We start from the raw sequence: 24,248 nt of genomic DNA on the forward strand, positions 1-24,248 counted from the left end.
TTAACAAGGAGGAAAATAATGACACAAAATATTTCACAAGGCGAGAGGATACACTCCATCGATATTATTAGAGGAATAGCGGTACTTGGTATTTTTCTTGTTAACTGGCCTGTTATCGCCGGGATTGACTCACGTGATCTTTCAGGAGTTTATGAGGGGCTAGATAGCTATATCCGTCTATTCTACGATATGTTTATTCAAACAAAGTTTTATACTATCTTTTCGTTTTTATTCGGTCTAGGCTTTTACATTTTTATGACTCGTGCTGAAGCGAAAACAGATCGACCAAAAACTTTATTTGTTCGTCGCTTACTTATTTTATTATTATTTGGTTTCTTACATTACGTTCTTTTATGGGACGGAGACATTTTACATAGTTATGCAATCGCTGGATTTTTCTTATTTTTATTTTATAAGAGAGAACCTCGTACCATTTTAATATGGGCCATCGTTTTATTAAGTATTTTTCAATTTCTTATGCTAATTGCTAGCATTGGTATTGCCTTTATGCCAAAGGAGGAACTTGGGTTATCCTTACCAATCATGCCACTTGAAGACTGGGTTTCACAAATACAAAATCGTTTCCATGCATTTTATGCTAATGGAATAGGGCTAAATATTTCAATGCTACCAGAAACACTCGGATTATTTTTACTCGGTTTATATGCTGGTAAAAAAGACATTTTCCGTCGTACGAAAGAGTTAGACCCAAAACTAAAAAAATGGCAAATCATTATGTTCGTTTTAACATTACCGTTTTGGTTTTTTATGGTTCGTTATTTCTTATCAACATCGTCATATGAACCACTTTATATGCAAGGACTTGCAATGTTTAGCGGGAAAACATTATTCATATTCTACATTTTCACGCTCATGCGTTTATTACGAAAAGAAAGATGGCAAACATTATTACGTCCATTCCAGTACGTTGGTCGAATGGCGTTAACAAATTACATCTCGCATACAATTGTTACATTACTTGTATTCGGACTACTGTTTAAAAATTATTATCCTGCTCCATTATGGGTAGGACCACTATTCTGCATCGGTTTCTACACGTTACAAATCTTTATTAGCCGCTGGTGGCTGTCACGTTATCAATACGGGCCACTTGAATATATATGGCGCCTTGGTACGTATGGAAAAATGATGCCACTTAAAAAGAAAAGCAAGGTCTCGTAACGAGACCTTGCTTTTTTATGCTTCTCTTACCGCACTTTGTATCGAGTGTTCTAGTTGCAACATTTGAAGTAGCACTAACTAAACTGTTTTATTTGATGTAAGGGGGCAAAATGTAACTGTGGAAATATTAAAAGAGACTAGAGAAGAAATAACATGATAGATTATTACAAATAAAAAAAGAACTTTATTCAAGTTCTTTTAATCTACGATACAGGGCGGCTTAACTCAAACCTGTAATTTGGCATATCTCTTCAATGGAAATCCTCTCTTTTCTTTTAATCCATTAAAGCATGTAGCTATAGGCATACCGTCAACATTTTAATGAAATTATATGCTAAGCAAGATTTGACATGAGAGAACATCACTTTAAATTCTATTCCTACAAGAAATCACAATGTACGATCCAATCATTTGTTTTACTATTTTTAGCAAAATAAATTCCGCCGCCATGAATAATCTTTAAATGTGCTTTTGGATCGTCTGTTATTTGAAAAATAAATTCATAATCCGCGGGCCATTGGATACCTGATTGGGCAAAGCAAGCATAGCCTCCTAATTTGTGTATGTAATGATTTTCTTCAAAAATGTCCTCGTAGTAGTCAATCTCAATTGTATTTTCAAGTTCAATAATTTTATCTTGCACGTTGTGGGGGAAATCTTCCGTATCCCATTGTGGAAACTCATCAGCTACTAACTTTGGTATTAAGGGGAAAGGTTTTAGACTTGGAAACGTAAGTGACATTTCATTCGGTACTAGTTCTTCTAAAGAATCATATTCCCTAACACAAAAATTCCCTGATAAGTTGGACAAATCTTTAACAAAGTTTGGAGAAAGAAATACTGCGATTGCTTTCATATCTTTTACTGCTTCTGGAACAAAAGGTATTTGAGTTAAATTAAGCATCATAATCGCATACATTTTATCTTGATAGCGATCGATTGGGTAAGTTTCATTTGGTAATGAATAGGGAATCTTTCCAATCCAACTTTCATTTATAGATAAATCAGGTCTTTTTCCGCCTGTTTGAAAGATAGTTGCTCTTTTTCTTAAGATATTCTTTATTTGATCTATTTCCAAAATATTTCTCCTCTTAAATATATATTTTTGTTTCTCTTTATTTTAACGGGTAATTATATTGTAACAATAATGTATGTTATTTTATAACGATTCTTTTGAAAAGTATTGTTAAGCAGCAATTTCACTTCTCTTCTTGTGGTTTTACTGTCGATCTAAAACAAATTTGTACTGTTTATAAAAAATCGTACCGTTGTGAGTAAAGTTTAACCCTTTGTACAAAAGTTGCACCATTTTTCATCATCGGGTAAAACTCCTGAAGTAATGAAGCTTTAGAATTAAAAGGAACTCTAGAAATCGAGACATTATAAATTTATTAAACTAGCTCAATAATAAAAACGATGAGTTCAATTTGACTGGTGTTTTAAAAATAACCACAAATTAAAAACCTATCTCAAATGAGATAGGCCTAATTACATACAATTCATATCGTATCCTAATTGCTTTTTACGCTTCTCTTACCGCACTTTGTATCGGAACTGGTTCATCCTTTACTTTCACTTTACGCTGCGGCGCCATATTAAATACGATATTTAATAGTACTGCTGACGCACTTCCAAGTACGATTCCGTTATCTGTTAAAATACGAATACTTTCTGGAAGTTGTGAGAATAATGTAGGAACGACAGTAACTCCTAGTCCGATTCCAACAGAACATGCAACGATTAATAAGTTTTCTTGTTTTCCAAAATCAACACTGCTTAACATTTTAATACCATAAGCCATAACCATACCGAACATCGCTAGCATTGCACCGCCAAGTACTGATTTCGGAATGATTGTTGTAATAGCTGCGATTTTAGGAATGAATCCAAGAACGATTAACATACCACCACAAGTGTAAATAATAACGCGATTTCTTACTCCAGTTAATTGAACAAGTCCTACGTTTTGAGAGTATGTTGTATATGGAAATGCGTTAAAAATACCACCTAACACCATCGCCAATCCTTCTGCGCGATAGCCTTTTGTTAATTCTTTTTCACCGATCTTTTTATTGCAAATATCAGATAACGCAAAGTATACACCCGTTGCTTCTACAATCCCTACGCAAGCAACAAGAACCATCGTAATAATTGGCGTTAATTCAAATGTTGGTGTACCGAAGTAAAACGGCTGAATACCGTGGAACCAATCCGCTTCTCCAACTGCTTGCAAGCTTACTTTCCCCATAAATGCTGCAACGATTGTACCGAACAATAGACCTAGTAAAATAGAGATTGAACGAATAAATCCGTCAAAGAAACGATACATAATGATGATAAATAGTAACACACCAAATGCTAATGCTAAATTTTCAAGACTACCGAAATCCTTACTTCCTACTCCACCAGCCATATCATTAATAGCGGCAGGAACAAGTGTAACTCCAATTACTGTAACGACAGATCCTGTTACAACAGGTGGAAACAGCTTTACAAGCTTTCCAAATAATTTCGCAAAAATAACAACGAATAACCCCGCAGCAATAATTGCCCCATAAATAGAAGACACGCCGTATTGTTTCCCGATTGCAATCATCGGTCCAACTGCTGTAAATGTACAACCAAGTACAACTGGAAGCCCAATACCGAAAAAGCGATTTGATAATGCTTGTAAAATTGTCGCAACGCCGCACATTAATAAATCAATTGAGACTAAATACGTTAACTCTTTTTGATTTAAACCAAGTCCACCGCCCACAATAAGCGGAACGATAATTGCACCAGCATACATAGCAAGCATATGCTGCATACCAAGCGATGCAATTTTAAATGGATGTTGCTTCATCGTTTACTTCACCTCCGCAGTTTCTTGCTGTACAAATGTAACTGTGCCGTTATCAAGTGATGCAATTTCTGCTAGTGATTCAACACGAACGCCTTGTTCACGAAGCTTCTTTCCTCCATCTTGAAATGCTTTTTCAATAACAATACCAATTCCTGCAATGCTTGCTCCAGCTTGCTCGACTAAACTCATTAAACCTAAAGCAGCCTGACCGTTTGCTAAAAAGTCATCGATAATTAAAACGCGATCACTTTCATCGATATGATTTCGAGATAATGAAATTTCATTCGTTTCTTGTTTTGTAAATGAATATACGTTTGCAACGTACATATTATCTTGTAACGTTAACGATTTACGTTTTCTTGCAAAGATTACTTTTACACCAAGCTCTAATGCAGCCATAACTGCTGGTGCAATGCCTGAAGATTCAATCGTCACGATTTTTGTAATGTTCTCTTCTTTAAAACGTTTAGCAAATTCTTTTCCGATTTCTTGCATAAGTACTGGATCAATTTGATGATTTAAAAAAGCATCTACCTTTAATACGTCACCAGATAAAACCTTTCCTTCGTTCAAAATCTTTTCTTGTAATACTTTCATGTTTGTTCCCCCTCTTATGCAATAAAAAAACTCCAAAAGCCGCCATCACTCGTTACAAGTGAGAGACGCGCTTTTGGAGTTTCGCAAAAAAAGAATGCTAAACAAGCAAATATATTCGTCCTCACTCATAGTCAAAGTATTTACGGTACTTCGGTAGAAACTTGCAGGCCATATCCCCGCGATTATATGAGTGTAGCTAACTATTTATTTTATAGATGGATTATAACGCATTTTTTATACTTTGAAAAGTATTTATTAACAAAACACGTACAAATTTTATAAAATCATTATTTTCGTTCGATTTTTGTAAACTCTTTCATTCCCAATTATAACTTCGTTAAAATGATTGGTCCATCTTTTGTAATCGCAATTGTATGCTCATATTGAGCTGATAATTTCCCGTCCATCGTTCTCGCGGTCCATCCATTTAAATCTACTTTCGAATATCGCATACCTACATTGACAATCGGCTCAATCGTAATTACCATTCCTTCTTGTAACTCAGGCCCTTGTCCTTGCTTCCCAAAATGAAAAACTGCTGGTTCTTCATGAATCTCTTTACCGATTCCATGTCCCGTAAAGTCTCTTGCGACAGAAAAACCTTCATTTGCTACATAACTTTCAATTGCATAGCCAACATCTCCTACATGATTACCGATTATCGCCTGATCAATCCCTTTATACAAAGCATTCTCAGCTACTAACAACAACTTTTCTGCTTCATCAGAAACTTTTCCAATTCTATACGACCAAGCAGAATCCGAAAGACCACCATTTAAGTTTACTACCATATCAATTGTTACAATATCACCCTCAGTTAAAGGAATATCGGCCGGAAACCCATGACACATTTCATCGTTTACAGATGCACATATCGCATATGGATACCCGTTGTAACCTTTCTGCTCAGATGTTGCACCATGCTGTTCTAAATATGCTTCAACAAACGTATTAATTTCTTTTGTCGTAATACCCGGTTTCATTATTTTCGCAATTTCTCTATGACATGAAGCAAGTAATTTTCCAGATTCATGCATCAAATCTATTTCATTTTTCGTTTTAATTGTAATCATACTACCTCTACCTTTCCTTGCTAAAACTGCTATTTGCTACTAAATTTCTATCATACACATACTCTTCCAAAATTTCAAAACTTCTAATTACAAAAAGTATTATTTATTTCTGCATCAAAATAAAAAACAAAAGGAAATCCTTCTGTTTCTTAATCATTTTTACATAAATAACTCATTTTCAAAAACTCAAAACAACTACCATTTGTTTTCTGTATAAACGTCCCAACTGCTTCAAATCCTGCTCTTTTATACACTTTAATCGCTCTCTCATTAAATGTCGCTACTGATAATGTTATATAATTGCAACCATATTTTTCTTTACTAAAATCTATTCCAGCATTTACAAACTGTAAACCAAATCCACTTCCAGTTATATCAGGTCTCATTCCAAGCCCTATATCAACCGTTTGATTATTTACGTTACTAAAACTTAAGAAACCAATGAGAGTGCCATTTTCCTTTACAGAAAAAGTATGATTTCCTCTACTCTCCTCATGTAAAAACTCAGCTAAATCTTCTTCATCTGCTTCTATATCGTAAAAGGAATATTCCCCTTCATAATGCCAGTTATATGCAATTTCCTCCGCTTCTTTTTGCGTCATTACTGTATATGTATAAATCATTCTTCTACCCCCTATAAAAAAGAGCTGCAAGTAAGCAGCTCTTTTTTATAACTCATAGATTTCTTTATACTTCGCTTCTAAATAATCTGCTAAGTAGTTTGCATTTAATCCTTCGCCTGTCACATCTTCTAAAATTTCAAGTGGCTTTTTCGTTTTACCGTATTGGTGAATATTTTGTGTTAACCATTCACGAATTGGTGTTACGTTTCCTTCTTCTAACAATGCATCAAAGTTCGGAATGTCTTTTAACATTCTTTCCTTAAATTGCGCTGCATACATATAACCAAGCGCATAAGATGGGAAGTATCCAAATGAACCTCCAGCCCAGTGAACATCTTGCAATACACCTTGTGCATCGTTTGCCGGACGAATTCCTAAATATGCTTCCATCTTATCATTCCAAGCCGCTGGCAAATCCTTCACTTGTAATGTACCATCAAATAATTCTTTCTCAAGTTCATAACGAACCATGACGTGAAGCGGATATGTAAGCTCATCTGCTTCTATACGAATGAACGATGGCTTCGATTCGTTAATCGCATCATAAAACTCATCTACTGATATATCATTGAATTGACCATCGCTATACTCTTTTAATACATCATAATTTTTCTTCCAGAATGATTTATTACGACCGATAAAGTTCTCAAAGAATAATGATTGTGACTCATGAATACCCATAGATGTTCCACTACATAGCGGTGTACCTTCAAATTTTTCTGCAATATTTTGTTCATATACAGCATGACCACATTCATGTATTGTTCCAAACACAGCCATACGGAAATCTTTTTCATCATAGCGTGTCGTAATACGAACATCCCCTCTATTTAATGTAATCTCGAATGGATGTACCGTTTCATCAAGACGACCTGCTTCAAAGTCATAATTCAATTGCTTTAATAGCTCTAATGTAAAGTTCTTTTGTTTTTCTTTTGAAAAATGTTCTGATAAAGCACTTGTCTTTAATCTCTTTTGCGACTCCGATATTTCTTTTACAAGCGGAACGATACGTTCACGAAGTTGACCAAATACGTGATCTAACACTTCTACTGTAATACCCGGCTCATACATATCTAATAATGTATTATATTTATATGTTTCGTAACCCCAATATGTAATAAATTTCTTTTTAAATTCAACAATTTTTTCTAAATACGGACGGAACATTTCGAAATCAGATTTTTCGCGAGCTTCTTCCCACACACTTTCCGCTTTCGCTTCTAATTTCACATACGCTTCATATTCCGCTTGTGGAATTTTCTTATTTCTATCATATTCTTTACGACACTCTTCAACCATTTTCTTCGTCGTTTCAGAAAGTTTGTCTTCACGTATTAAATTTTCAAGTTCTGTTAAATAATTTCCCATCTCATCTGAAGTCGACATGGCAAACACTTCTGATGAAAGCATACCAATTACTTCTGAACGCTGGTCTACACCTTTTTTAGGCGCACCTGTTCTCAAGTCCCAAAACATTAAGCTTAATGCTTCCCCATAATTCTGTATCTTCTTCACATATGTTAAAAATTGTTTTTCTACTTCATATGTAGCTACTGTCATTGTATAAAAACCTCCTTTTTCTACCTCAAACTTAATTCGACATAGAAATCTAAATTCCTTTTATAATAAAAAAAAGCTTGGCAAGCGCCAAGCTTTTTCCTTACAATTCTTTACCTTCTACTGGTAGTACGTTTTTCACCGCTTCTACCACTTTCTCATCTTCTGTATCAGATAAGAAGATTGATATAGCACCTTTATCGTCGCTCGTACGAATTAAACGTCCAATCCCTTGACGAAGACGTAAAATCATATATGGTACATCTACATCCCAGAATGGATCATTTACATGTTTACGCTTCGCTTCAAACACAGGATCGTTTGGAGGGAATGGTAATGACCAAATAATAACATGTGATAATGATGAACCAGGAATATCTAAACCTTCCCATAAGTGAACGGCACAAAGCACAGTCTCTTCTTCATTTTGGAAACGAGAAACTAACTGACTAATTTCTTGATCTCCTTCATATAGGAACGGAACTGACATTTGTTCTTTACTTACATATTCTTTAAACGCTGCAAGCTCTTGTGTTGTACGGAATAATACAAGTGTACGTCCATTTGTCTTTTGTATATTTTCAAGTGTATATTGACACTTTCTTTCCCATTCATTTTCTTTCGTATGCGATAGTAGGTTTACTGCCATTTGCTCCTCATAATCAAACGGTGAGGCAACTGAGAATGATAAGTAATCTTTTACCCCTAGACTATTTGCCGTAAATGCGAATGAATCGTTGTTAGATAGTGTAGCAGAAGAGAAAATATATGGAATCTTCTTCGAGAATACTTTCTCTTGTAATACTTCTTCAACAGCACGTGGCATAATCACTAACGTGAAGGCTCCATCACCTTCTTCACCCCATGTAATTACATTTTTCTCGTGCATAAACAGACGAAGTGAATGTTCTAATACATCTAAATGTTCATCAACAATATTTAAATCATACGTGTTTACTGTATGCATTTCACTTTCAAATACTAATGCGTCTCCGACTTCACCGATTTTTGCATAAAGTCGCTTCGCTTCAGCAGTTACTTTTTCTGTCACAGTAATTTCTAAGCGATCAGAACCGGCGATTTCCTTTTTATTCTCTTGTAACACATCAAAAAATCGCTCTGTTTGCCAAATTGTTTCTTCTACTAAATGTGCAAACTCCTCGCGAATATCGTTTTGCAACAATCTCGTTAAAAGTTGCTCCATCATCGTTTGCTTTAAACGATATGTTAAAGCTTTTTGAGCTGCATATTCTACAAGATGTCCTTCATCGAATACAACGCAGCTACTTTCTGGTAATAACGGAATTTGTCCTTCACGCTTACGAGCATCGTACGTCCAAATATGATCCATATAGAAATCTTGAGAACAAATAATTAAATCTGCTGCTTTACGATAATGCTCACGAGAAAGAGTCTGCCCACAACGGTGACGTGAATCACAAGTGAAGCAATCTTGGAAGTAATCCCAATTTACTTTTGACCATTCTTCGTCATTTAAAAGTGGAAATTCTTTTCTGTCACCATAGTGAGTAAAGTTTTGCATCGTACCATGATCGAATACAAACTGTGGTAATTCGTAATATACGTCTTCAATTACTTCTGGAGCTCGTCCACTCATAACATCTTCAAGTTTACGTAAGCATAAATAATTATCCATTGATTTTGCAAGCCTTACATCAACAGATAGCCCTAACGCTTCAGATAACTTAGCAATGTCCCCTTCTTCTTTTACAAGCTGCTCAATTAACGTTTCATCTGCACAAGCGATAATAGCTGGTTTTCCAGTATAACGCGCATAGCAAATTGCATATAGAAGATATACAATTGTTTTCCCTGTTCCTACACCCGCTTCCGCGAACATTACTTTCTTTTCTTGGAAAGCACGCTCTAATTGAAACGCCATAAAAATTTGTTCATCACGCTCTTCAAAGCCTTTTTCCGGAAGGATGTCGTAAAATACATCTCCAATCCACTCATTCAACTTATCATAAAAATTTTCTTGTTTTCCTACTTCAAATGGTAATCTCTTCTCAGTAAACATCCTTAGCCTCCAACCAAAAAGTTTTTCTATAAAAAGATATAGCAACTGCTACTCATATGTGTGCAGCCACTTTCCCCTGTTGCCATACATAGAAATACACGAAAAAAAATTTTCCTTTCGAAAAAGGAAAATTTTCTTCTATATTAATGACTTTAAATACCGTTTATCAATCGCTGTTTCATGTGAAAGAGCTGACAAATATTCTTCTTGTGCTTTTTGTATTTCATCTACAATCACACTTTGACTATCCACTTCTTTTCCGAGCTCATCATACGTACGGTGAATAGCCTTTTGAATCATTGATAATTGGAAACTATCCATATTAGTTCCTCCTTTACGCATTACATAATAGCCAGTATATGCGTGCTGGAGGAGTTTTATACTATGAATTACGCGGTGGACGTTTTCCAAAGTACTGGTAGTAATCTGTACGGATAAATCCATTAAACAGCTTACGTTTCTTCGAAGCATCTTTTCCATAGCACTTCTCAAATGCTTCGTAACTTGTTAATACATATGCTGACCATGTATCTAATGGGCGGAATACTTGTCCCATTTCTTTATACAATTGTTCAACAAGTGCTTTTTCACTTAAACGTTCTCCGTATGGAGGATTCGTTACAACGTAGCCATAATCCTCTTTTGTTGTGAAATCTTTTACTTGCATTTGTTTAAATGTAATTAAATCACCTAAACCTACTTCTTCTGCGTTATCTTGAGCAACTCGAATCATACGATGATCAATATCTGATCCGATGATTTGCAGTGGTTGATTATAGTTCGCTAAATCTTCAGCTTCTTGACGAGCTTCACGCCAGTTTTGTTTACCTACCCAGCCCCACTCATCTGATGCGAAGCCACGGTTAAATCCTGGTGCGATATTTTGTCCAATTAATGCTGCTTCAATCGGAATTGTACCTGATCCACAGAAAGGATCCACGAAAGGACGATCTGGCTTCCAGTTTGTTAATTTAATTAAAGACGCAGCTAATGTTTCTTTTAAAGGAGCTTCCCCTTGATCCATACGGTATCCACGTTTATGAAGTCCAACACCGCTTGCATCAATTGTTAATGTTGCAATATCCTTAAGCATTGCAATCTCAATACGGAATAACGGACCATCTTCTTCAAACCAAGTTGTACGTTTATATGTTGTTTTTAATTTTTCAACGACAGCCTTTTTAACGATACGTTGGCAATCCGAAACACTGAATAATTCAGATTTTAAAGATTTACCGATAACAGGGAACTCACCGTTCTCTGGAATATAATCTCCCCAGTTTAATGCTTTCGTTTTCTCAAACAGCTCATCAAATGTTGTCGCTTTAAATTCGCCAACTTTAATTTTCACACGGTCCGCAGTACGTAACCATAAATTCGTGCGACAAATCGCCTTTTCATCTGCTTCAAATGTTACTTTGCTGTTTTCTACTTGGCACTCATAACCAAGATCACGAACTTCTCGAGCAACTAACGCTTCAATACCCATTGCCGCTGTTGCGATTAAAGTAACTTTTCCCATTTGCATTCACCTCTTATGTATAGTCAAACAATAATTAATAACAATTTCCCTTATTAATTATTACATTTTACGAAAAATTTTCTCATTAACCATTTTAACTCATAATTTATAACTTCATACAAATAAAAAGCCCTCCTCTAACAAAGGAGAGCTGAGTTATTTCATAGTTGGTTCATAACGTTCTGTAAGCCATGTTCTGTTCCTTTGTACTGCAAACGGCCCACGCCTCGTACTCCGGTGGCAATCATCTATCTACAGGTTATACAACCTGTCCTTTCCCATCGTTCATTTCCTTGGAAAAGATTCCCCTACCATTATTTGGGTTTCTCGCTCGTGGGGTTTACCTCGTTCCACTCCTATCATTTCTTCAAGGACTTCGTCACTGTGGCACTTTAAAGGTAGTCAAACCATATCCGAAAGGACTTAGGTTTTTTCCCTGCCGTTAAACCAGCCTTACAGCCAGAATACCCTAGCTTATGAATTGGCTAGGCACGAACACTACAGCCATCTCAGGCCGTGCGAGCATGGACTTTCCTCTACAACGTTGGCGTTGCAGCGATTACCCAAACGTTATGACATCCATTAGTATAGTGGAAACAAAAAGATTTTGCAATGTTTTTTTCTATGTAAAATGCTTTTACCTTTTTATCACCAAAAATTATTCGTATAACTTACTTCCAAATACAGCTTTTTCTAAATTAGATAGACGTTTTAAAATGTCCGTATTCGTGTTGTTATATACTGGTTGTGCAACTGGTGTTTGTACAGGTTGTTGTGGAGCTTGCGTTGCTACTAGTTTTTGTTCTTCTAGTTCACGCTTTAAACGAGCATTTTGTTGCTTTAATTGATCAAACTCCTTGTGGAAAGCCTCATAGTCTTTAATGATCATATCAAGAAACTTGTCTACTTCTTCTTGTTGATAACCTCTCATACCTGTTTTAAATTCTTTTTCTAAAATATCTTTTGCTGTTAATTTAATTTTATCCGAAATCATTTTCTTCACCTCAAATTTTTGCCAAAACTTTCATTAACTAAATTTTTTCAGAAACAATGCTTTTTGTCAATCATATATACGAGTACTATATTACATATTACTCAGCATTATTCCATTGTTCCTCTTCTATTATATCTTGTAAATCGGAAAAAAGAATAAAATAACTGTGATAATTTTCTATTTCTCCTTTTTTCTTTGCTGCTTCTACAATATATTTAGGACTCCCTGGTTTTTCTTCATCATATACAGCTAAAAGAGCATCACTTTTTTCAATAAAAAATTGATTTTTTAATTTAAATTGCTCTGGGCTTTCATACTTCCGTTTCGTAATACTATCAATATGATCTGCTTGAGAGAGAATAAATTCGTAATACTCACGGTTATCTTCCTTCCAGTTTTCTTCTTGTTCTAAAAACGGAGTGAATACCGCTAATTTTAAATTTGGGTATTCTACTTGTATTTCAAAAACAACCTCAGCAGCCCATAATTCTACACCTAACTGGCCGCTTATTATAACCCACTCTAAACCATCTTCTACAAAAGCAGTTAATTTACGACGCAGCGCCTTTTTTATACATTCTACTCCTGGATGATCATTTTTAAATATGCCAAGTTCAAATGGCTTATATCCTGTTACTGCAATAACTTTCATATCAACACTCCAATTACAAAAAAGAACTAGCATTTCGCTAGTTCTAACATATCATTTACTTTTTAAATATTCCACCAACGTTTGGTCCGATATTTGGACCTACTGGTGATACGTTGTTTGGTCCAAATGGTGATACATTCGGTCCTGGTCCAAATGGCGATACATTCGGTCCTGGTCCAAACGGTGATACATTCGGTCCTGGTCCGAATGGAGATATTTGATGGCCGTGGTGATGATGACCATGGCCACATGGTCCACATCCGCCACCAAATCCTGGATCAATTGGGTCTACAACATTTACATTCGAGTTTGTTTGCGGGAAGAAGTTTTGGTTTTTAATTTGTTGATGATGTACATGTGTTGTATGTGTTGGGAAAATGTGTGGCACCACCGTTGTTGAAAAAGAGTGTGTTACGCATTGTTTCGTCGGATGAACGACAGGAGCAGTTGTACAAATAGGTCCTACAGGCTTATGCCCTCCAAAACAAGGATGACAATGATGCATAGTTTTTTCTCTCCTCTCTCGTTAAAAAAATCTGATTACACTTTACAGTATGAGAAAAGAGGGAAAGCCGCTTGTTATATATACCCATTTACTCCAAGGAAATTTGTCTAGCCCCTACTTCATATAAGATACTTTTTTATAGACAACTCTCCAAAATTACTTACCAAAAAATCCTCCAACTTGCTTTACAATACCTGTCACTTGATTCATCGCATTCATCATTTGTCCAGCTGTATTCATCATTTTATTTACATCATAGTTACCATCTGACGTTTTAAATTGGGAAACAAAACTAGAAAATTGGCTTGGTTGCTGTTGTTGCTTTTGTTTATTCTGCGTCGGGTACGGTTGTTTTGGTGGATAAAACATCGCTTGTTGATTTCCATAGGGAGATGGTGGTGGCATATGGTATTGGGAATTCATATAAGGTTGCTGTTGTTGATCCATATAATGCTGCTGTTGATTCATGTAGGGTTGCTGCTGTTGTTGCGGTTGATTCATAAACGACACTTCAAATGGTTGGTAATAATTTTGATTTCCATAATGAGGCTCGAAAGGATACATATTATACCGTAAATATGTATCCGTATTATATTGGTACATATTTTGCTGTGCATATGGATTCGTTTGCTGATATACGTTAGGTTGTTGAAACATGCATTCTCTCCTCCTTCACATAAGTTTCTACATATATAATATGTACCTGCAAAATAATTTGTGTGACGAAGTATCTGTCTATTTTTGTCGGAAGTTTAAATTTTTAAAAAATTAAAAAAGAAAACCCTTCCATGCTATGATAATGAAGAAGAAGATTCTCATGGGGGAGGAATCAACATGGTATTAGGGGATTTAAAACAAGCATTTTCTCAAAAAAAGGGGTATTACACAGAGAATGTAAATGAATTGTTAGACTTTGCGAGACATTGGTATCTCGAAGGAAAAATATGCATTTCAGATTACCGAACGTTAATAAAAGAATTAGAAATAAACGGTGCAACAAAACCTACAACAATGACAGAAGCATAAAAAAAACAAGAGGGTTTCCCCTCTTGTTACTTACATTGCTCAATTATATTTTGCAAAGTATACGAAATGGCTTGATGTGTTTCAAAGAATCGCTTACCTTTTCCTTTATTTACAAAACATTGCAACACATTTGTTTGTAAATTATCGTACACTTGATCAATTTGCTGTACATGTATATACTTCGGTTTTTCTTCCTTAATCCATTTATACGCTAATTCTTTCCACACTTTTAATTCCTCATCTACCATATCTACAAATGGTTTCATATCCTTATAAAAATCATATTCAATCATTTCTCTTTTTTTCACATTCGCTTCATTATTATGCTGCATAAGTTTTTCCGAAGACTGTATTAATGCTTCATACTTCATTTTATTCCCACCTTATTATGCACTCACTACGACGTTTTGAAATGCCTTCACCCAATTCCCTTTTTCTTCGTGATGCACTAATTTATTTTCCATATGCTCAATATGCATTTCTGTTATTTCTATCTTGTTGCATATTTTTTCACTCTTATCCTTCAATGCATGATTCATTCTAATCCCTATATTCATTTCCAGCAAATCGAGAGAACTTAACATTTGATCCATCGTTTTCATTACATCTTCCTTCTGAACCATCGCCATATACAAAACGCCCCCTTCTTTGCTTTTCCTTTGTCATGTAATTTCGCCGAATGATTTCCCACTCCTGCCCACATGACAAAACTAGTTGTTATTCGTCAAAGAAATCATTTTGTATGTCATTTATAGAAATGGTAACAATACAAAAAGGAGGTGTATGAAGATGACAAAGAACAAAAATGAAAAAAAGAAAAAACAAAACAAACAAAATAAACCCGAAACTGGCAATCCAAAGTTAGATGGTCCAAACTTCCCTGCTACATAAAGTAAAATTTTAATCAGTGGGGTCTGTTCATCCCCGACTGATTATCAACCCTCACCAATCGGGCTTTTACAAAAAGCTAATTTCTGAAGCATCCTTAATCTCTTATATTGATTAAGTTTTGAGATTAAATTTTTAGCACAAATGGCAGGATTACTTCACATTAAGAAGTCCCGTCTTCATAAATGAAGACGGGACTTCTTTTTTATTATATCACGAACTCTTCCATCCTTTTAACAAAACGATTTACAATAGAAGCAACATAGATTTGCCCTCTCTTTCTTTTATACCATTCTGTTATATCAACTTCACCCTTATACTCTTCTGGTAAAAATAGCTCATTTATTTCTGTATCTCTACAAAACCAATCTCTCATACTTATCCCCTTATGTGCAACAACAGGATAAACCTCTCTAAGGACTGGCGTACAAGATTTTCTAGCTACTCTTACATAATATTCATAATCTGCTCTTGACCCTGTGTGTGTAGTTTGCAATGCAAACCTATGGAATAACCTTTTATAATCTGGATGAAACAGTAACTCCGCTAATTTCTTCCCTAGTTCTATACGCTTTTGTAACGTTTCAAATTGATAAACTGAAAAACCATACATATTCCCTTCAACGGTTGGAAAAATAACGGCACTAATATGAAGTATTTCTTGCAATTTAAAAAGTGCTGTATGGAATACATGTTTTTTAAAATATGCATTCTCAATAACTGGTTTTTGAATTTTATTTTGCTCATTTATAATAAGCGCAGTCATGAGCCTGTTTATATCTTTTTTCTCCCAAAAATATATCCATTCTTTTTCCATAAAAATTGATACGTTGAAATATTGTAACAAATAGAATAGTGGCACCTGCCTCCTCTTACTTTCTTCGTATAACAACAGCTGAGGAAATGCATCTAAAAAAATAATCCAATTCGCTTCTTCATACGTCAGAAACAAATGTTTTTTTACTTTTTGAGGTAAAACAGTAGCATAATACCTCCCTTCTAAATCAGTCATATTCCATCCCGCATTTCTCGAGACCATACTCGCTAAGAAGGCCCACCTGATTTCACTATTTCTTACATAATATTCTTGATAAGACTGTGTTCGAGAAATGTTGTCCATATTAGCTATTTCTATTTCCCTCTTAATGTTGTAAACGATTGTTTTTTCTTCTTCTGTACAGGCGATATTTTTACGATATTGTTTAATTTTTTCATAATCATTCCATGTAAACATGAATAAGTCATCATACCTTTCTTCAAAAAGGTCACATCTTTTTTCATTTTTTGTTATAATCACCTTTGTAAGTAATTCTTAACAAGTTGGGAGTGGACACAATATGACCATTCGTTACCCAAATGGAAAACGGTTCAATCAAGCTTCACAACCTCATAAAACACCAATTAAAAAACATACTTATAGTAATAGAGGTATGTCCCTTGAAGAGGAATTGAATGAAACAAATGAATATTACTTAACCCATAATATTGCATGTGTACATAAAAAACCTACACCTCTTCAAATTGTAAAAGTAGATTACCCCGCTCGAAGTGCTGCAGTGGTAAAAGAAGCGTATTTTAAACAACCTTCTACAACAGATTACAACGGTGTATATAAAGGGAAATACATCGATTTTGAAGCGAAAGAAACAAAAAATAAAACCAGTTTTCCACTTCAAAACTTCCACCTTCATCAAATTGAACATATGAAGCAAGTAATAGCTCATAATGGAATTGCATTTGTTATTATTAAATTTACACTTTTTGATGAATTTTATTTATTAGATGCAAAACATATTATTGCGTTTTGGAATCGTCAAAATACTGGTGGACGGAAATCGATTACGAAAGAAGAAATAGAAGAGCATGGATCTTTATTATCATGCGGTTATCACCCTCGGATTGATTATATCCGTGTACTAGACACGGTTTATTTTTCGTGATAGAGTCATCACTAAGGCTCTTTTTTCGACTTTTGGGGAGAGAATGAAAGGTAGGAGAAAGTATAATGTCAGATAATTATCGTTCTCGTACAGAACGAAATCATGTAAAAAATCAAAATCAACAGCAAGAAACAAATAAAGAAAAAAAACCAAAGAAAAAAGGCTCCTTTTTTAAAAAATTCCTTATAGGTTGTCTACTTCTTGGTATCGTTGGTCTTGTTGCTGGCGTTTCCGCTTTCTTTGTTATGGTGAAGGACGCTCCAAAATTAGACAAATCAAAACTTGTCAATCCTTTATCAACAAAGTTTCTTGATAAAGATGGGAACTTTTTCTATGAATACGGTGCTGAAAAACGAACCCACGTTACGTATGATCAAATTCCAAAAGTAGTTGAAAATGCATTCCTTGCAACTGAGGATTCACGTTTCTATGACCATAATGGAATTGATTTTAAACGAACTACAAAAGCAGTTATGGAAAACGTCACTGGAGGTTTCGGATCTCAAGGTGGTAGTACGATTACACAACAAGTAGTCAAAAACTATTTTCTAACGATGGACAAAACTGCAAAGAGAAAAGTGCAAGAATGGTACCTATCTTACAAATTAGAGCAACAATACTCTAAACATGAAATCTTAGAAATGTACTTAAATAAGATTAACTTAGGTAACCGTTCGTACGGTATTTCAACAGCAGCAAAAAAATATTATAACAAAGATTTAAAAGACTTACAGTTACATGAAGCTGCGATGCTCGCTGGTTTACCCCAAGGTCCTAATATTTATGATCCAACAAAAAAAGACAACGTTGAACGAGCTACACAACGTCGTAACGTCGTATTATCATTAATGAATCGACATGGTTATATAACAAAAGACGAAATGAATAACGCAATAAAAATCCCTGTAACTGAAGGTCTTCAACCGTCTTCAGAAGTAACCGAGATGAAGTATCAAGCATTTTTAGATGCTGTTGTAACAGAAATTGAAAAAGAATATCCTGATATAAATATTGGTTCAGATGGTTTAACAATTCATACAACACTTGATCAAGATGCTCAAGAGTACGCTGAAAAAATTATGGATGGCAACCTTATTAAGTATCCCAGCGACCAATTCCAAGGATCATTCGTATTTATGGATACAAAGTCTGGAGAAGTTCGAGCAATTGGGGCTGGGCGCAAAGACAGTAAGTCTACTTTCAAAGGTCATAATATGGCAACTGATTTAAAACGCCAAGTTGGTTCAACAATGAAACCAATTTTCGACTATGGTCCAGCATTCGAGAATTTACAATGGTCTACATACCATCAATTAAACGACTCAGAGTATACGTATTCCAATGGAAAGAAAATACGAAATGCCACAAAGAGTTACAAAGGTGACGTTTCACTACGTGAAGCTTTGAAAAAATCATTAAACATCCCAGCTTTAAAGACAGCTCAAGCGGTTGGACTACCGAAGTCACAAGCGTTTGCTGAAGGCTTAGGTATGACCTTTAAAGACGGCAAAGTATATGAATCAACAGCAATCGGTAGTAACGATAGTTCTCCATTACAATTAGCAGGTGCATATGCAGCCTTTGGTAATGATGGTAACTATAATAAACCGCACTTCGTAAAAGAAGTCATCTTCCCCGACGGGACAAAGAAAAGTTTTAAACCGAAAGAACAACGAGTGATGCAAGACTACACAGCTTACATGGTTACTGACGTTCTTCGTGACGTAGTAAAACCTGGTTCTGGTGGTACAGGTCCAACAGCATACGTTTCTGGTTTTGACGTAGCTGGTAAAACAGGGACACAAAACTTTGATGAAGACGTTCTTAAAAAATATGATATTCCAGCTGATGCAAACAGAGATAGCTGGTTCGCTGGATATACACCGCAGTATACAATGGCAGTATGGACTGGTTACGAAAAGGATGGTCCAGAAAATTACATTGGCGATCGCTCTACTAGAATTGCACAACAAATGTTCCAAGTAATGATGAGCAAATTCGCTACAGATAACTCCCGTTTTGAGCGTCCTTCTTCTGTACAAGAAATAAACGGAGAGTTATATGTAAAAGGTGCGAAAAAAGATGCAATTAAACAAATTAAAGTAGATGCACCTAGTGGTCTTAATGTCAATTTCGATGGTGCTAGCACAGTTACACTAAACTGGTCTGGACCAGCAGAGGTTGATGCATATGCAGCAAGCTATAAAGCGACAGACGGTTCAAGTGGTAGTTTATCAATAAAAGGTACAACAGCTACTCTTGGCGGTATTAAACCAGGCGTTACTTACAGCTTCTCTGTAGTAGCGAAAAAAGGTACTGGAACAAGCCCTGCAGTTGGTGCATCCTTCACTGCGCCTGGAGGAACTCCAGACGCGAAGAAAGCTGACGAAGAGGCTAAGAAGAAGGCTGACGAAGAAGCTAAGAAAAAAGCTGATGAGGAAGCACAGAAAAAAGCTAATGAAGATAAACTAAAACAAGACGAGGCTAAGAAAATAGCTGATGAAGAAGCTAAGAAAAAGGCTGACGAAGAGGCTAGAAAAAAGGCTGACGAAGAGGCTAGAAAAAAGGCTGACGAAGAGGCTAGAAAAAAGGCTGATGAAGAAGCTAAGAAAAAGGCTGATGAAGAAGCTAAGCAGAAAGCTGACGAAGAGGCTAGAAAAAAGGCTGATGAAGAAGCTAAGAAAAAGGCTGATGAGGAACGCAAACAACAAGAACAGCAACAACAGCAACAACAGGATACTGGAGGAGATACTACTCCTCACGCAGACGGAAATGTTGTTACAACAGAGTCTTAATAACAAAAAAGAAGTCCTTTCTCTTAACGAGAAAAGGACTTCTTTTTTGTTATCATTTTCTTTACATATAGCTTTTCTATTTCAATATACAACTGTGCTAACTGAATATAAGAATGATAATTATTTGGTTTCTTTATAATGAACGAATACCGCTCCATAAAATTAACTGGTTGTACTTCCAATTTACTCGTGTAATCTTCCATTTCATCCAAACTATGAACAGGTTGCTCATTTAACCAATATACAATTGATAACAAATGCGCTGCAAAAAGAATCATCGGACCTTCAGCTTCTTGTTTCTTTCTGTTTCGAAATAATGCGGCAATGTCTTCATGCTTATTTTTCCATACATTCAACATTACCGGAATACTATTTTCAATTTCATTCCACGGCTCATATTGTCTTTCAATATCAAATATAAAGTAAGTACATTGTATGATTTCTTCAAAAGACTGTTCTGTATGATACTCAATTGAATTTATACTTTCTTTAAAAAATGGTAAGTACCGAAATTCTCTCGGTACTTCTATAACTCGCTCCATCCTTTATTTCCCCTTCATTCGCTTCTTTCCTTCTCGACACACTTCTAGCAATCGACACTCTTCACACTGTGGTCGCTGTGCTTTACAGTGATAACGTCCAAAGAAAATCAAACGGTGATGTGTAACGCCCCATTCATCCATCGGAATTTTCTTCATTAATGTTTTTTCGACTTCTAATACAGAGTCTTTCCATCTACAAATCGCTAATCGTTTGCTCACCCGCTCTACATGCGTATCGACAGCAATTGCCGGTATTCCAAAAGCTACCGATACTACAACATTCGCTGTCTTCCGTCCTACACCTGGTAACTTCGTAAGCTCATCTCGATCTTTCGGCACTTCCCCATTGTAATCATCTAATAACATTCGGCACAATTTTTGAATGTTTTTCGCTTTATTTCTATACAATCCAATAGAACGTATATCTTGTTGTAACTCTTCTAGAGAAACACTTAAATAATCTTCTGGTGTTTTATATTTTCGAAATAAATTTTTCGTCACTTTATTTACAAGTGCATCTGTACATTGTGCAGATAATGCTACCGCTATTACTAGTTCAAACGGATTATCATGAATTAATTCACAATGTGCTTCTGGGTACATGTCCGCCATTGTGTCTAAACAATAGCGGATTTGCGTTTTATTTAACATATACTTCCTCCTACATTACTGCTCCAACCAATTATAAAAAGGCACTTTTCCAGTAAATTTCGTCTCTTGTTTTGTCGTTTGCTGTGTTCGTTGTTGATTTGCTCTAAATTTTCGTCCTTGATTTTGGGCTTGATCTACTGTTTTAATACCATTCTTTTTCCACTCAAATAAAATGCGATCAATATATCGGAAATTAAGCTTACCACTCATTACAGCTTCCCTGAGGGCCGCTTGAATTAAATTCGGATGATGTTGATCTTGATCTTCCCACATCCCCAACGTTTCACATTCAAATGGAGAAAGTGGTCTTCCAAATTCTTTTTCAAATACTGTATATAAATTTACTTGCAGTTGTTTTATTTCTTTTTGTTCTTCCTCTATTGATTCATTCATTAAGAAATGCAATATTTTTTCCCATAGTGGTTGTAAAGAATAACTTTCACACATCATCGCTTCTGATCTTTGTCCACCTTCTAGTGATAAAAAACCTTTTTGAATCAATGTCTGAATCACTTCCATACATTTCATTTCAGTAATCGTCATCCGTTCTGAAATCTCTGACGGAGTCGGAAACGAATTGCCCGATTCTAAAAACGTGTGTACATGAAGTACAACCATAAATTCCGTTTCATTTAACCCTAATTTTTTATAATGCATCATAAGTAATTTTGGAATTGCAATGCTTCCCTGTTCAAACCACTGTAACATCATTTTCTTTTTCATCACCAAACACCTCGCTCTCTAGTATAACACACCTTTCACTAATTCTTTTTGCCACAATTCGTCAAAAAAAACCTCCCTATCATGTAGGAAGGTTTTTTGTATTGCGTTAATAAAATATACAATTAAGCTTGCACTTTACTTTTCATAAACGTATGAATGCGTTCTAATGCTTTCTCTACTTGTTCAAGAGATGTCGCATATGATAAACGAACGTTGTTTGGAGCACCAAATCCTGTACCTGGTACAAGAGCCACTTTTTCCTCTTCTAATAGAGCTTTTGCCCAATCATCAACAGTTTCATATCCTGATAAAGCTACCGCTTCTTTTACATTAGGGAATAAGTAAAATGCACCTTGTGGTTTAATGCAAGTAAAGCCAGGAATTTGAATTAATTTATCATAAATAATGTTTAATCTCTCTTCGAATGCTTGACGCATTGTTTCTACAGGTTCTTGTGAGCCTGCATATGCCGCGATTGCGCCGTATTGAGCGATTGAAGTAGGGTTTGACGTACTATGACTTGCTAAGTTCGTCATCGCTTTAATAAGCTGCTTATTTCCTGCTGCATATCCAATACGCCATCCCGTCATAGAATGAGATTTAGATACACCATTAATAATAAGTGTTTGTTCTTTTAATGCATTAGAAAGCTGGGCAATTGAAGTATATTCTGCTCCACCATAAATTAATTTTTCATAAATTTCATCTGAAACGATTAAAATATCATGTTCTAAACATACTTCTCCAAGCTGTTGTAATTCTTCTTTGCTGTAAATCATTCCTGTTGGATTGCTCGGTGAATTAATAATAACTGCTTTCGTTTTCTCTGTAATTGCCTCACGCAGCTGCTTTGCTGTAATCTTGTACTCATTGTCTTCCATGCCTTCTACATAAACTGGCTTACCTCCAGCGAGTTTTACTTGTTCAGGATAACTTACCCAGTAAGGCGTTGGGATGATAACTTCATCTCCTTCATCAAGTAACACTTGGAATAATGTATATAATGCATGCTTTGCGCCGTTACATACAATAATTTCAGACGGATCATACGCAATTCCTTGATCGCGAGTAAACTTCTTCACAATTTCTTGTTTTAACGCTTGTAATCCACCTGTTGGTGTATACTTCGTATGTCCTTCTAACATCGCTTTATGTGCGGCATCCATAATATGTTCTGGCGTATTAAAATCAGGTTCTCCTGCCCCTAATCCAATTACATCATGACCTTCTGCTTTTAATGCTTGTGCCTTTGCTGTAATTTCTAAAGTTGCAGATGGTGTTAAAGCAGCTACTCGCTTTGCTAATTTCATTTGTAGTTCCCCCTACATCTATTTTTCAATGCTATATCGTTTTAAAAACTGACCATCTTGAAATGCAAGATTGTAGTAACTATAACGATTGTCATCATCAATATATGTAACTTCCCATAGTGGTATATTGTTTTCAACGCCTAATTTTACTTTTAAAATTTCTTTAGGCTTACTTTTGGGCTCTTTACTGTCATCTCCGACTTGTTCAATCGTTCTTTGTAAAGCCTCTTTTTCAGAAATACCTTCACTCTTTTTCCTTACTATTGTTTCCCCTTTTTTCTCAGGCACCCAAACGATAAGTTGTTCTCCTTTTTCATCTGTACCTTGTACGACTGTATATGAAGATTCTCCGTTATAATAATCAACAGATTTTACTTTTGTAAGCTTTGCCTTTTCTTTCGCAATTTCTACAGATTTTGCCTCTTTGGGAAGTTTCTTTTCCATTGCTTTATTATAAACATACGCCCCATACATTCCGCTAGCAACGATTACGATAATGATTGTAAAGATCCACTTTTTCATTTTATCACTACGTTCTGTAAATCGTAAATACAGCTGTTTCTTTATCATTTTCGTCTAATGCTAATCCGAACATGAGGTCCTGCTCTTTTAACGTACGATTCAAGCTATCAACAATTTTATACAAGTCAGACGAATATTTAATACGCGTCGTTGATAGGACTTCGATTTTCTTATCCATGAAAAAACTCCTCCGTTACACAAAAATTTCTAATTATAGAAGAACGCAATGCGGTTACAATAAGAGTACATTCTTTACA

General features: G+C 35.5%; 27 protein-coding genes, 1 other RNA gene and 1 riboswitch. Of the genes, 5 read left to right on the forward strand and 23 right to left on the reverse strand.

The features are described from left to right. Nucleotides 1-18: 18 nt before the first annotated feature. Nucleotides 19-1,182, forward strand: a complete 1,164-nt coding sequence (locus V7S50_RS04210; RefSeq protein ID WP_242251229.1) for a DUF418 domain-containing protein — start codon at nucleotides 19-21, stop codon at nucleotides 1,180-1,182. A 379-nt stretch (nucleotides 1,183-1,561) separates the two neighbouring features. On the opposite strand, the gene V7S50_RS04215 is transcribed toward V7S50_RS04210, so the two are convergent. The 14 genes from V7S50_RS04215 to V7S50_RS04280 all read right to left on the reverse strand — a co-directional run bounded on the left by V7S50_RS04215 (nucleotide 1,562) and on the right by V7S50_RS04280 (nucleotide 14,251). Then, complete coding sequence (locus V7S50_RS04215; RefSeq protein WP_242251228.1) at nucleotides 1,562-2,260, reverse strand: DUF1963 domain-containing protein; 699 nt, start codon at nucleotides 2,258-2,260, stop codon at nucleotides 1,562-1,564. A 444-nt stretch (nucleotides 2,261-2,704) separates the two neighbouring features. Then, nucleotides 2,705-4,027, reverse strand: coding sequence for a xanthine permease PbuX (gene pbuX, locus V7S50_RS04220; protein WP_242251227.1), 1,323 nt, complete (start codon nucleotides 4,025-4,027; stop codon nucleotides 2,705-2,707). A gap of 3 nt (nucleotides 4,028-4,030) precedes the next feature. Further along, a complete protein-coding gene (locus tag V7S50_RS04225; protein WP_044584263.1) occupies nucleotides 4,031-4,624 on the reverse strand; it encodes a xanthine phosphoribosyltransferase in 594 nt (197 codons plus the stop codon). A 108-nt stretch (nucleotides 4,625-4,732) separates the two neighbouring features. Continuing rightward, a riboswitch (purine riboswitch) is annotated at nucleotides 4,733-4,834 on the reverse strand. Nucleotides 4,835-4,950: 116 nt separating this feature from the next. Further along, nucleotides 4,951-5,697, reverse strand: coding sequence for a type I methionyl aminopeptidase (locus V7S50_RS04230; RefSeq protein ID WP_242251226.1), 747 nt, complete (start codon nucleotides 5,695-5,697; stop codon nucleotides 4,951-4,953). A 149-nt stretch (nucleotides 5,698-5,846) separates the two neighbouring features. Then, complete coding sequence (locus V7S50_RS04235) at nucleotides 5,847-6,320, reverse strand: GNAT family N-acetyltransferase (RefSeq protein ID WP_242251225.1); 474 nt, start codon at nucleotides 6,318-6,320, stop codon at nucleotides 5,847-5,849. Nucleotides 6,321-6,365: 45 nt separating this feature from the next. After that, entirely contained in the window at nucleotides 6,366-7,883 is a 1,518-nt protein-coding gene (ypwA, locus tag V7S50_RS04240) for a carboxypeptidase M32 (protein WP_242251224.1), read from the reverse strand. Between the two features lie 100 nt (nucleotides 7,884-7,983). Beyond that, on the reverse strand, nucleotides 7,984-9,921 hold the full coding sequence (locus V7S50_RS04245; protein WP_242251222.1) for an ATP-dependent DNA helicase: 1,938 nt from the start codon (nucleotides 9,919-9,921) through the stop codon (nucleotides 7,984-7,986). A gap of 138 nt (nucleotides 9,922-10,059) precedes the next feature. Continuing rightward, on the reverse strand, nucleotides 10,060-10,242 hold the full coding sequence (locus V7S50_RS04250; protein WP_098555647.1) for a DUF3921 family protein: 183 nt from the start codon (nucleotides 10,240-10,242) through the stop codon (nucleotides 10,060-10,062). A gap of 61 nt (nucleotides 10,243-10,303) precedes the next feature. Continuing rightward, a complete protein-coding gene (locus V7S50_RS04255) occupies nucleotides 10,304-11,443 on the reverse strand; it encodes a THUMP domain-containing class I SAM-dependent RNA methyltransferase (RefSeq protein WP_000521229.1) in 1,140 nt (379 codons plus the stop codon). 180 nt (nucleotides 11,444-11,623) lie between these two features. Continuing rightward, nucleotides 11,624-12,014, reverse strand: an RNA gene (gene rnpB, locus V7S50_RS04260) — RNase P RNA component class B. 87 nt (nucleotides 12,015-12,101) lie between these two features. Beyond that, nucleotides 12,102-12,437, reverse strand: coding sequence for a cell division regulator GpsB (gene gpsB / locus V7S50_RS04265; RefSeq protein WP_063224127.1), 336 nt, complete (start codon nucleotides 12,435-12,437; stop codon nucleotides 12,102-12,104). 97 nt (nucleotides 12,438-12,534) lie between these two features. Beyond that, the gene (locus V7S50_RS04270) at nucleotides 12,535-13,089 is read right to left on the reverse strand and encodes a DUF1273 domain-containing protein (RefSeq protein ID WP_063224128.1); all 555 of its coding nucleotides are present in this window, start codon (nucleotides 13,087-13,089) and stop codon (nucleotides 12,535-12,537) included. A gap of 55 nt (nucleotides 13,090-13,144) precedes the next feature. Next, nucleotides 13,145-13,594 carry a CotD family spore coat protein gene (locus tag V7S50_RS04275; RefSeq protein ID WP_242251221.1) on the reverse strand — a complete coding sequence of 150 codons (450 nt, stop codon included), beginning with the start codon at nucleotides 13,592-13,594 and terminating at the stop codon, nucleotides 13,145-13,147. A gap of 156 nt (nucleotides 13,595-13,750) precedes the next feature. After that, nucleotides 13,751-14,251, reverse strand: a complete 501-nt coding sequence (locus tag V7S50_RS04280; protein WP_242251220.1) for a YppG family protein — start codon at nucleotides 14,249-14,251, stop codon at nucleotides 13,751-13,753. A 177-nt stretch (nucleotides 14,252-14,428) separates the two neighbouring features. Here V7S50_RS04280 and V7S50_RS04285 point away from each other — a divergent pair, with 177 nt between their 5' ends. Continuing rightward, nucleotides 14,429-14,620: a YppF family protein gene (locus V7S50_RS04285; RefSeq protein ID WP_000242661.1), complete on the forward strand. Its 192-nt coding sequence runs from the start codon at nucleotides 14,429-14,431 to the stop codon at nucleotides 14,618-14,620. 26 nt (nucleotides 14,621-14,646) lie between these two features. Here V7S50_RS04285 and V7S50_RS04290 read toward each other — a convergent pair whose 3' ends face one another. After that, on the reverse strand, nucleotides 14,647-14,991 hold the full coding sequence (locus V7S50_RS04290; protein WP_097949079.1) for a YppE family protein: 345 nt from the start codon (nucleotides 14,989-14,991) through the stop codon (nucleotides 14,647-14,649). A gap of 15 nt (nucleotides 14,992-15,006) precedes the next feature. Beyond that, nucleotides 15,007-15,249, reverse strand: a complete 243-nt coding sequence (locus tag V7S50_RS04295) for a hypothetical protein (RefSeq protein WP_001252039.1) — start codon at nucleotides 15,247-15,249, stop codon at nucleotides 15,007-15,009. A gap of 85 nt (nucleotides 15,250-15,334) precedes the next feature. Between V7S50_RS04295 and V7S50_RS04300 the strand changes: the two genes are divergently transcribed. Next, nucleotides 15,335-15,511, forward strand: coding sequence for a hypothetical protein (locus V7S50_RS04300; RefSeq protein WP_002020884.1), 177 nt, complete (start codon nucleotides 15,335-15,337; stop codon nucleotides 15,509-15,511). 205 nt (nucleotides 15,512-15,716) lie between these two features. Here the strand turns inward: V7S50_RS04300 and V7S50_RS04305 are convergent, their stop codons facing one another. Then, nucleotides 15,717-16,742: a DUF2515 domain-containing protein gene (locus V7S50_RS04305; protein ID WP_242251219.1), complete on the reverse strand. Its 1,026-nt coding sequence runs from the start codon at nucleotides 16,740-16,742 to the stop codon at nucleotides 15,717-15,719. Between the two features lie 103 nt (nucleotides 16,743-16,845). On the opposite strand from V7S50_RS04305, the gene recU reads away from it, so the two are divergent. Then, a complete protein-coding gene (recU, locus tag V7S50_RS04310; protein WP_242251218.1) occupies nucleotides 16,846-17,448 on the forward strand; it encodes a Holliday junction resolvase RecU in 603 nt (200 codons plus the stop codon). A gap of 65 nt (nucleotides 17,449-17,513) precedes the next feature. Further along, the gene (locus tag V7S50_RS04315) at nucleotides 17,514-20,243 is read left to right on the forward strand and encodes a PBP1A family penicillin-binding protein (RefSeq protein WP_242251217.1); all 2,730 of its coding nucleotides are present in this window, start codon (nucleotides 17,514-17,516) and stop codon (nucleotides 20,241-20,243) included. 23 nt (nucleotides 20,244-20,266) lie between these two features. On the opposite strand, the gene V7S50_RS04320 is transcribed toward V7S50_RS04315, so the two are convergent. The 6 genes from V7S50_RS04320 to V7S50_RS04345 all read right to left on the reverse strand — a co-directional run bounded on the left by V7S50_RS04320 (nucleotide 20,267) and on the right by V7S50_RS04345 (nucleotide 24,169). Next, nucleotides 20,267-20,785 (reverse strand): YpoC family protein, encoded by a 519-nt coding sequence (locus tag V7S50_RS04320; RefSeq protein WP_063224134.1) that lies wholly within the window; start codon nucleotides 20,783-20,785, stop codon nucleotides 20,267-20,269. Between the two features lie 3 nt (nucleotides 20,786-20,788). Beyond that, on the reverse strand, nucleotides 20,789-21,436 hold the full coding sequence (gene nth / locus V7S50_RS04325; RefSeq protein WP_063224135.1) for an endonuclease III: 648 nt from the start codon (nucleotides 21,434-21,436) through the stop codon (nucleotides 20,789-20,791). A gap of 15 nt (nucleotides 21,437-21,451) precedes the next feature. After that, the gene (dnaD, locus tag V7S50_RS04330) at nucleotides 21,452-22,159 is read right to left on the reverse strand and encodes a DNA replication protein DnaD (RefSeq protein ID WP_060630206.1); all 708 of its coding nucleotides are present in this window, start codon (nucleotides 22,157-22,159) and stop codon (nucleotides 21,452-21,454) included. 122 nt (nucleotides 22,160-22,281) lie between these two features. Further along, complete coding sequence (aspB, locus tag V7S50_RS04335) at nucleotides 22,282-23,469, reverse strand: aspartate transaminase AspB (RefSeq protein WP_242251216.1); 1,188 nt, start codon at nucleotides 23,467-23,469, stop codon at nucleotides 22,282-22,284. Nucleotides 23,470-23,487: 18 nt separating this feature from the next. Then, nucleotides 23,488-23,991, reverse strand: a complete 504-nt coding sequence (locus V7S50_RS04340) for a cell wall elongation regulator TseB-like domain-containing protein (RefSeq protein WP_242251907.1) — start codon at nucleotides 23,989-23,991, stop codon at nucleotides 23,488-23,490. Between the two features lie 7 nt (nucleotides 23,992-23,998). Further along, nucleotides 23,999-24,169 carry a YpmA family protein gene (locus V7S50_RS04345; RefSeq protein ID WP_242251215.1) on the reverse strand — a complete coding sequence of 57 codons (171 nt, stop codon included), beginning with the start codon at nucleotides 24,167-24,169 and terminating at the stop codon, nucleotides 23,999-24,001. Between the last annotated feature and the right edge of the window lie 79 nt (nucleotides 24,170-24,248).

The organism is Bacillus sp. CCNWLW194 (assembly GCF_037120585.1).
GTDB classification, from domain to species: domain Bacteria; phylum Bacillota; class Bacilli; order Bacillales; family Bacillaceae_G; genus Bacillus_A; species Bacillus_A basilensis.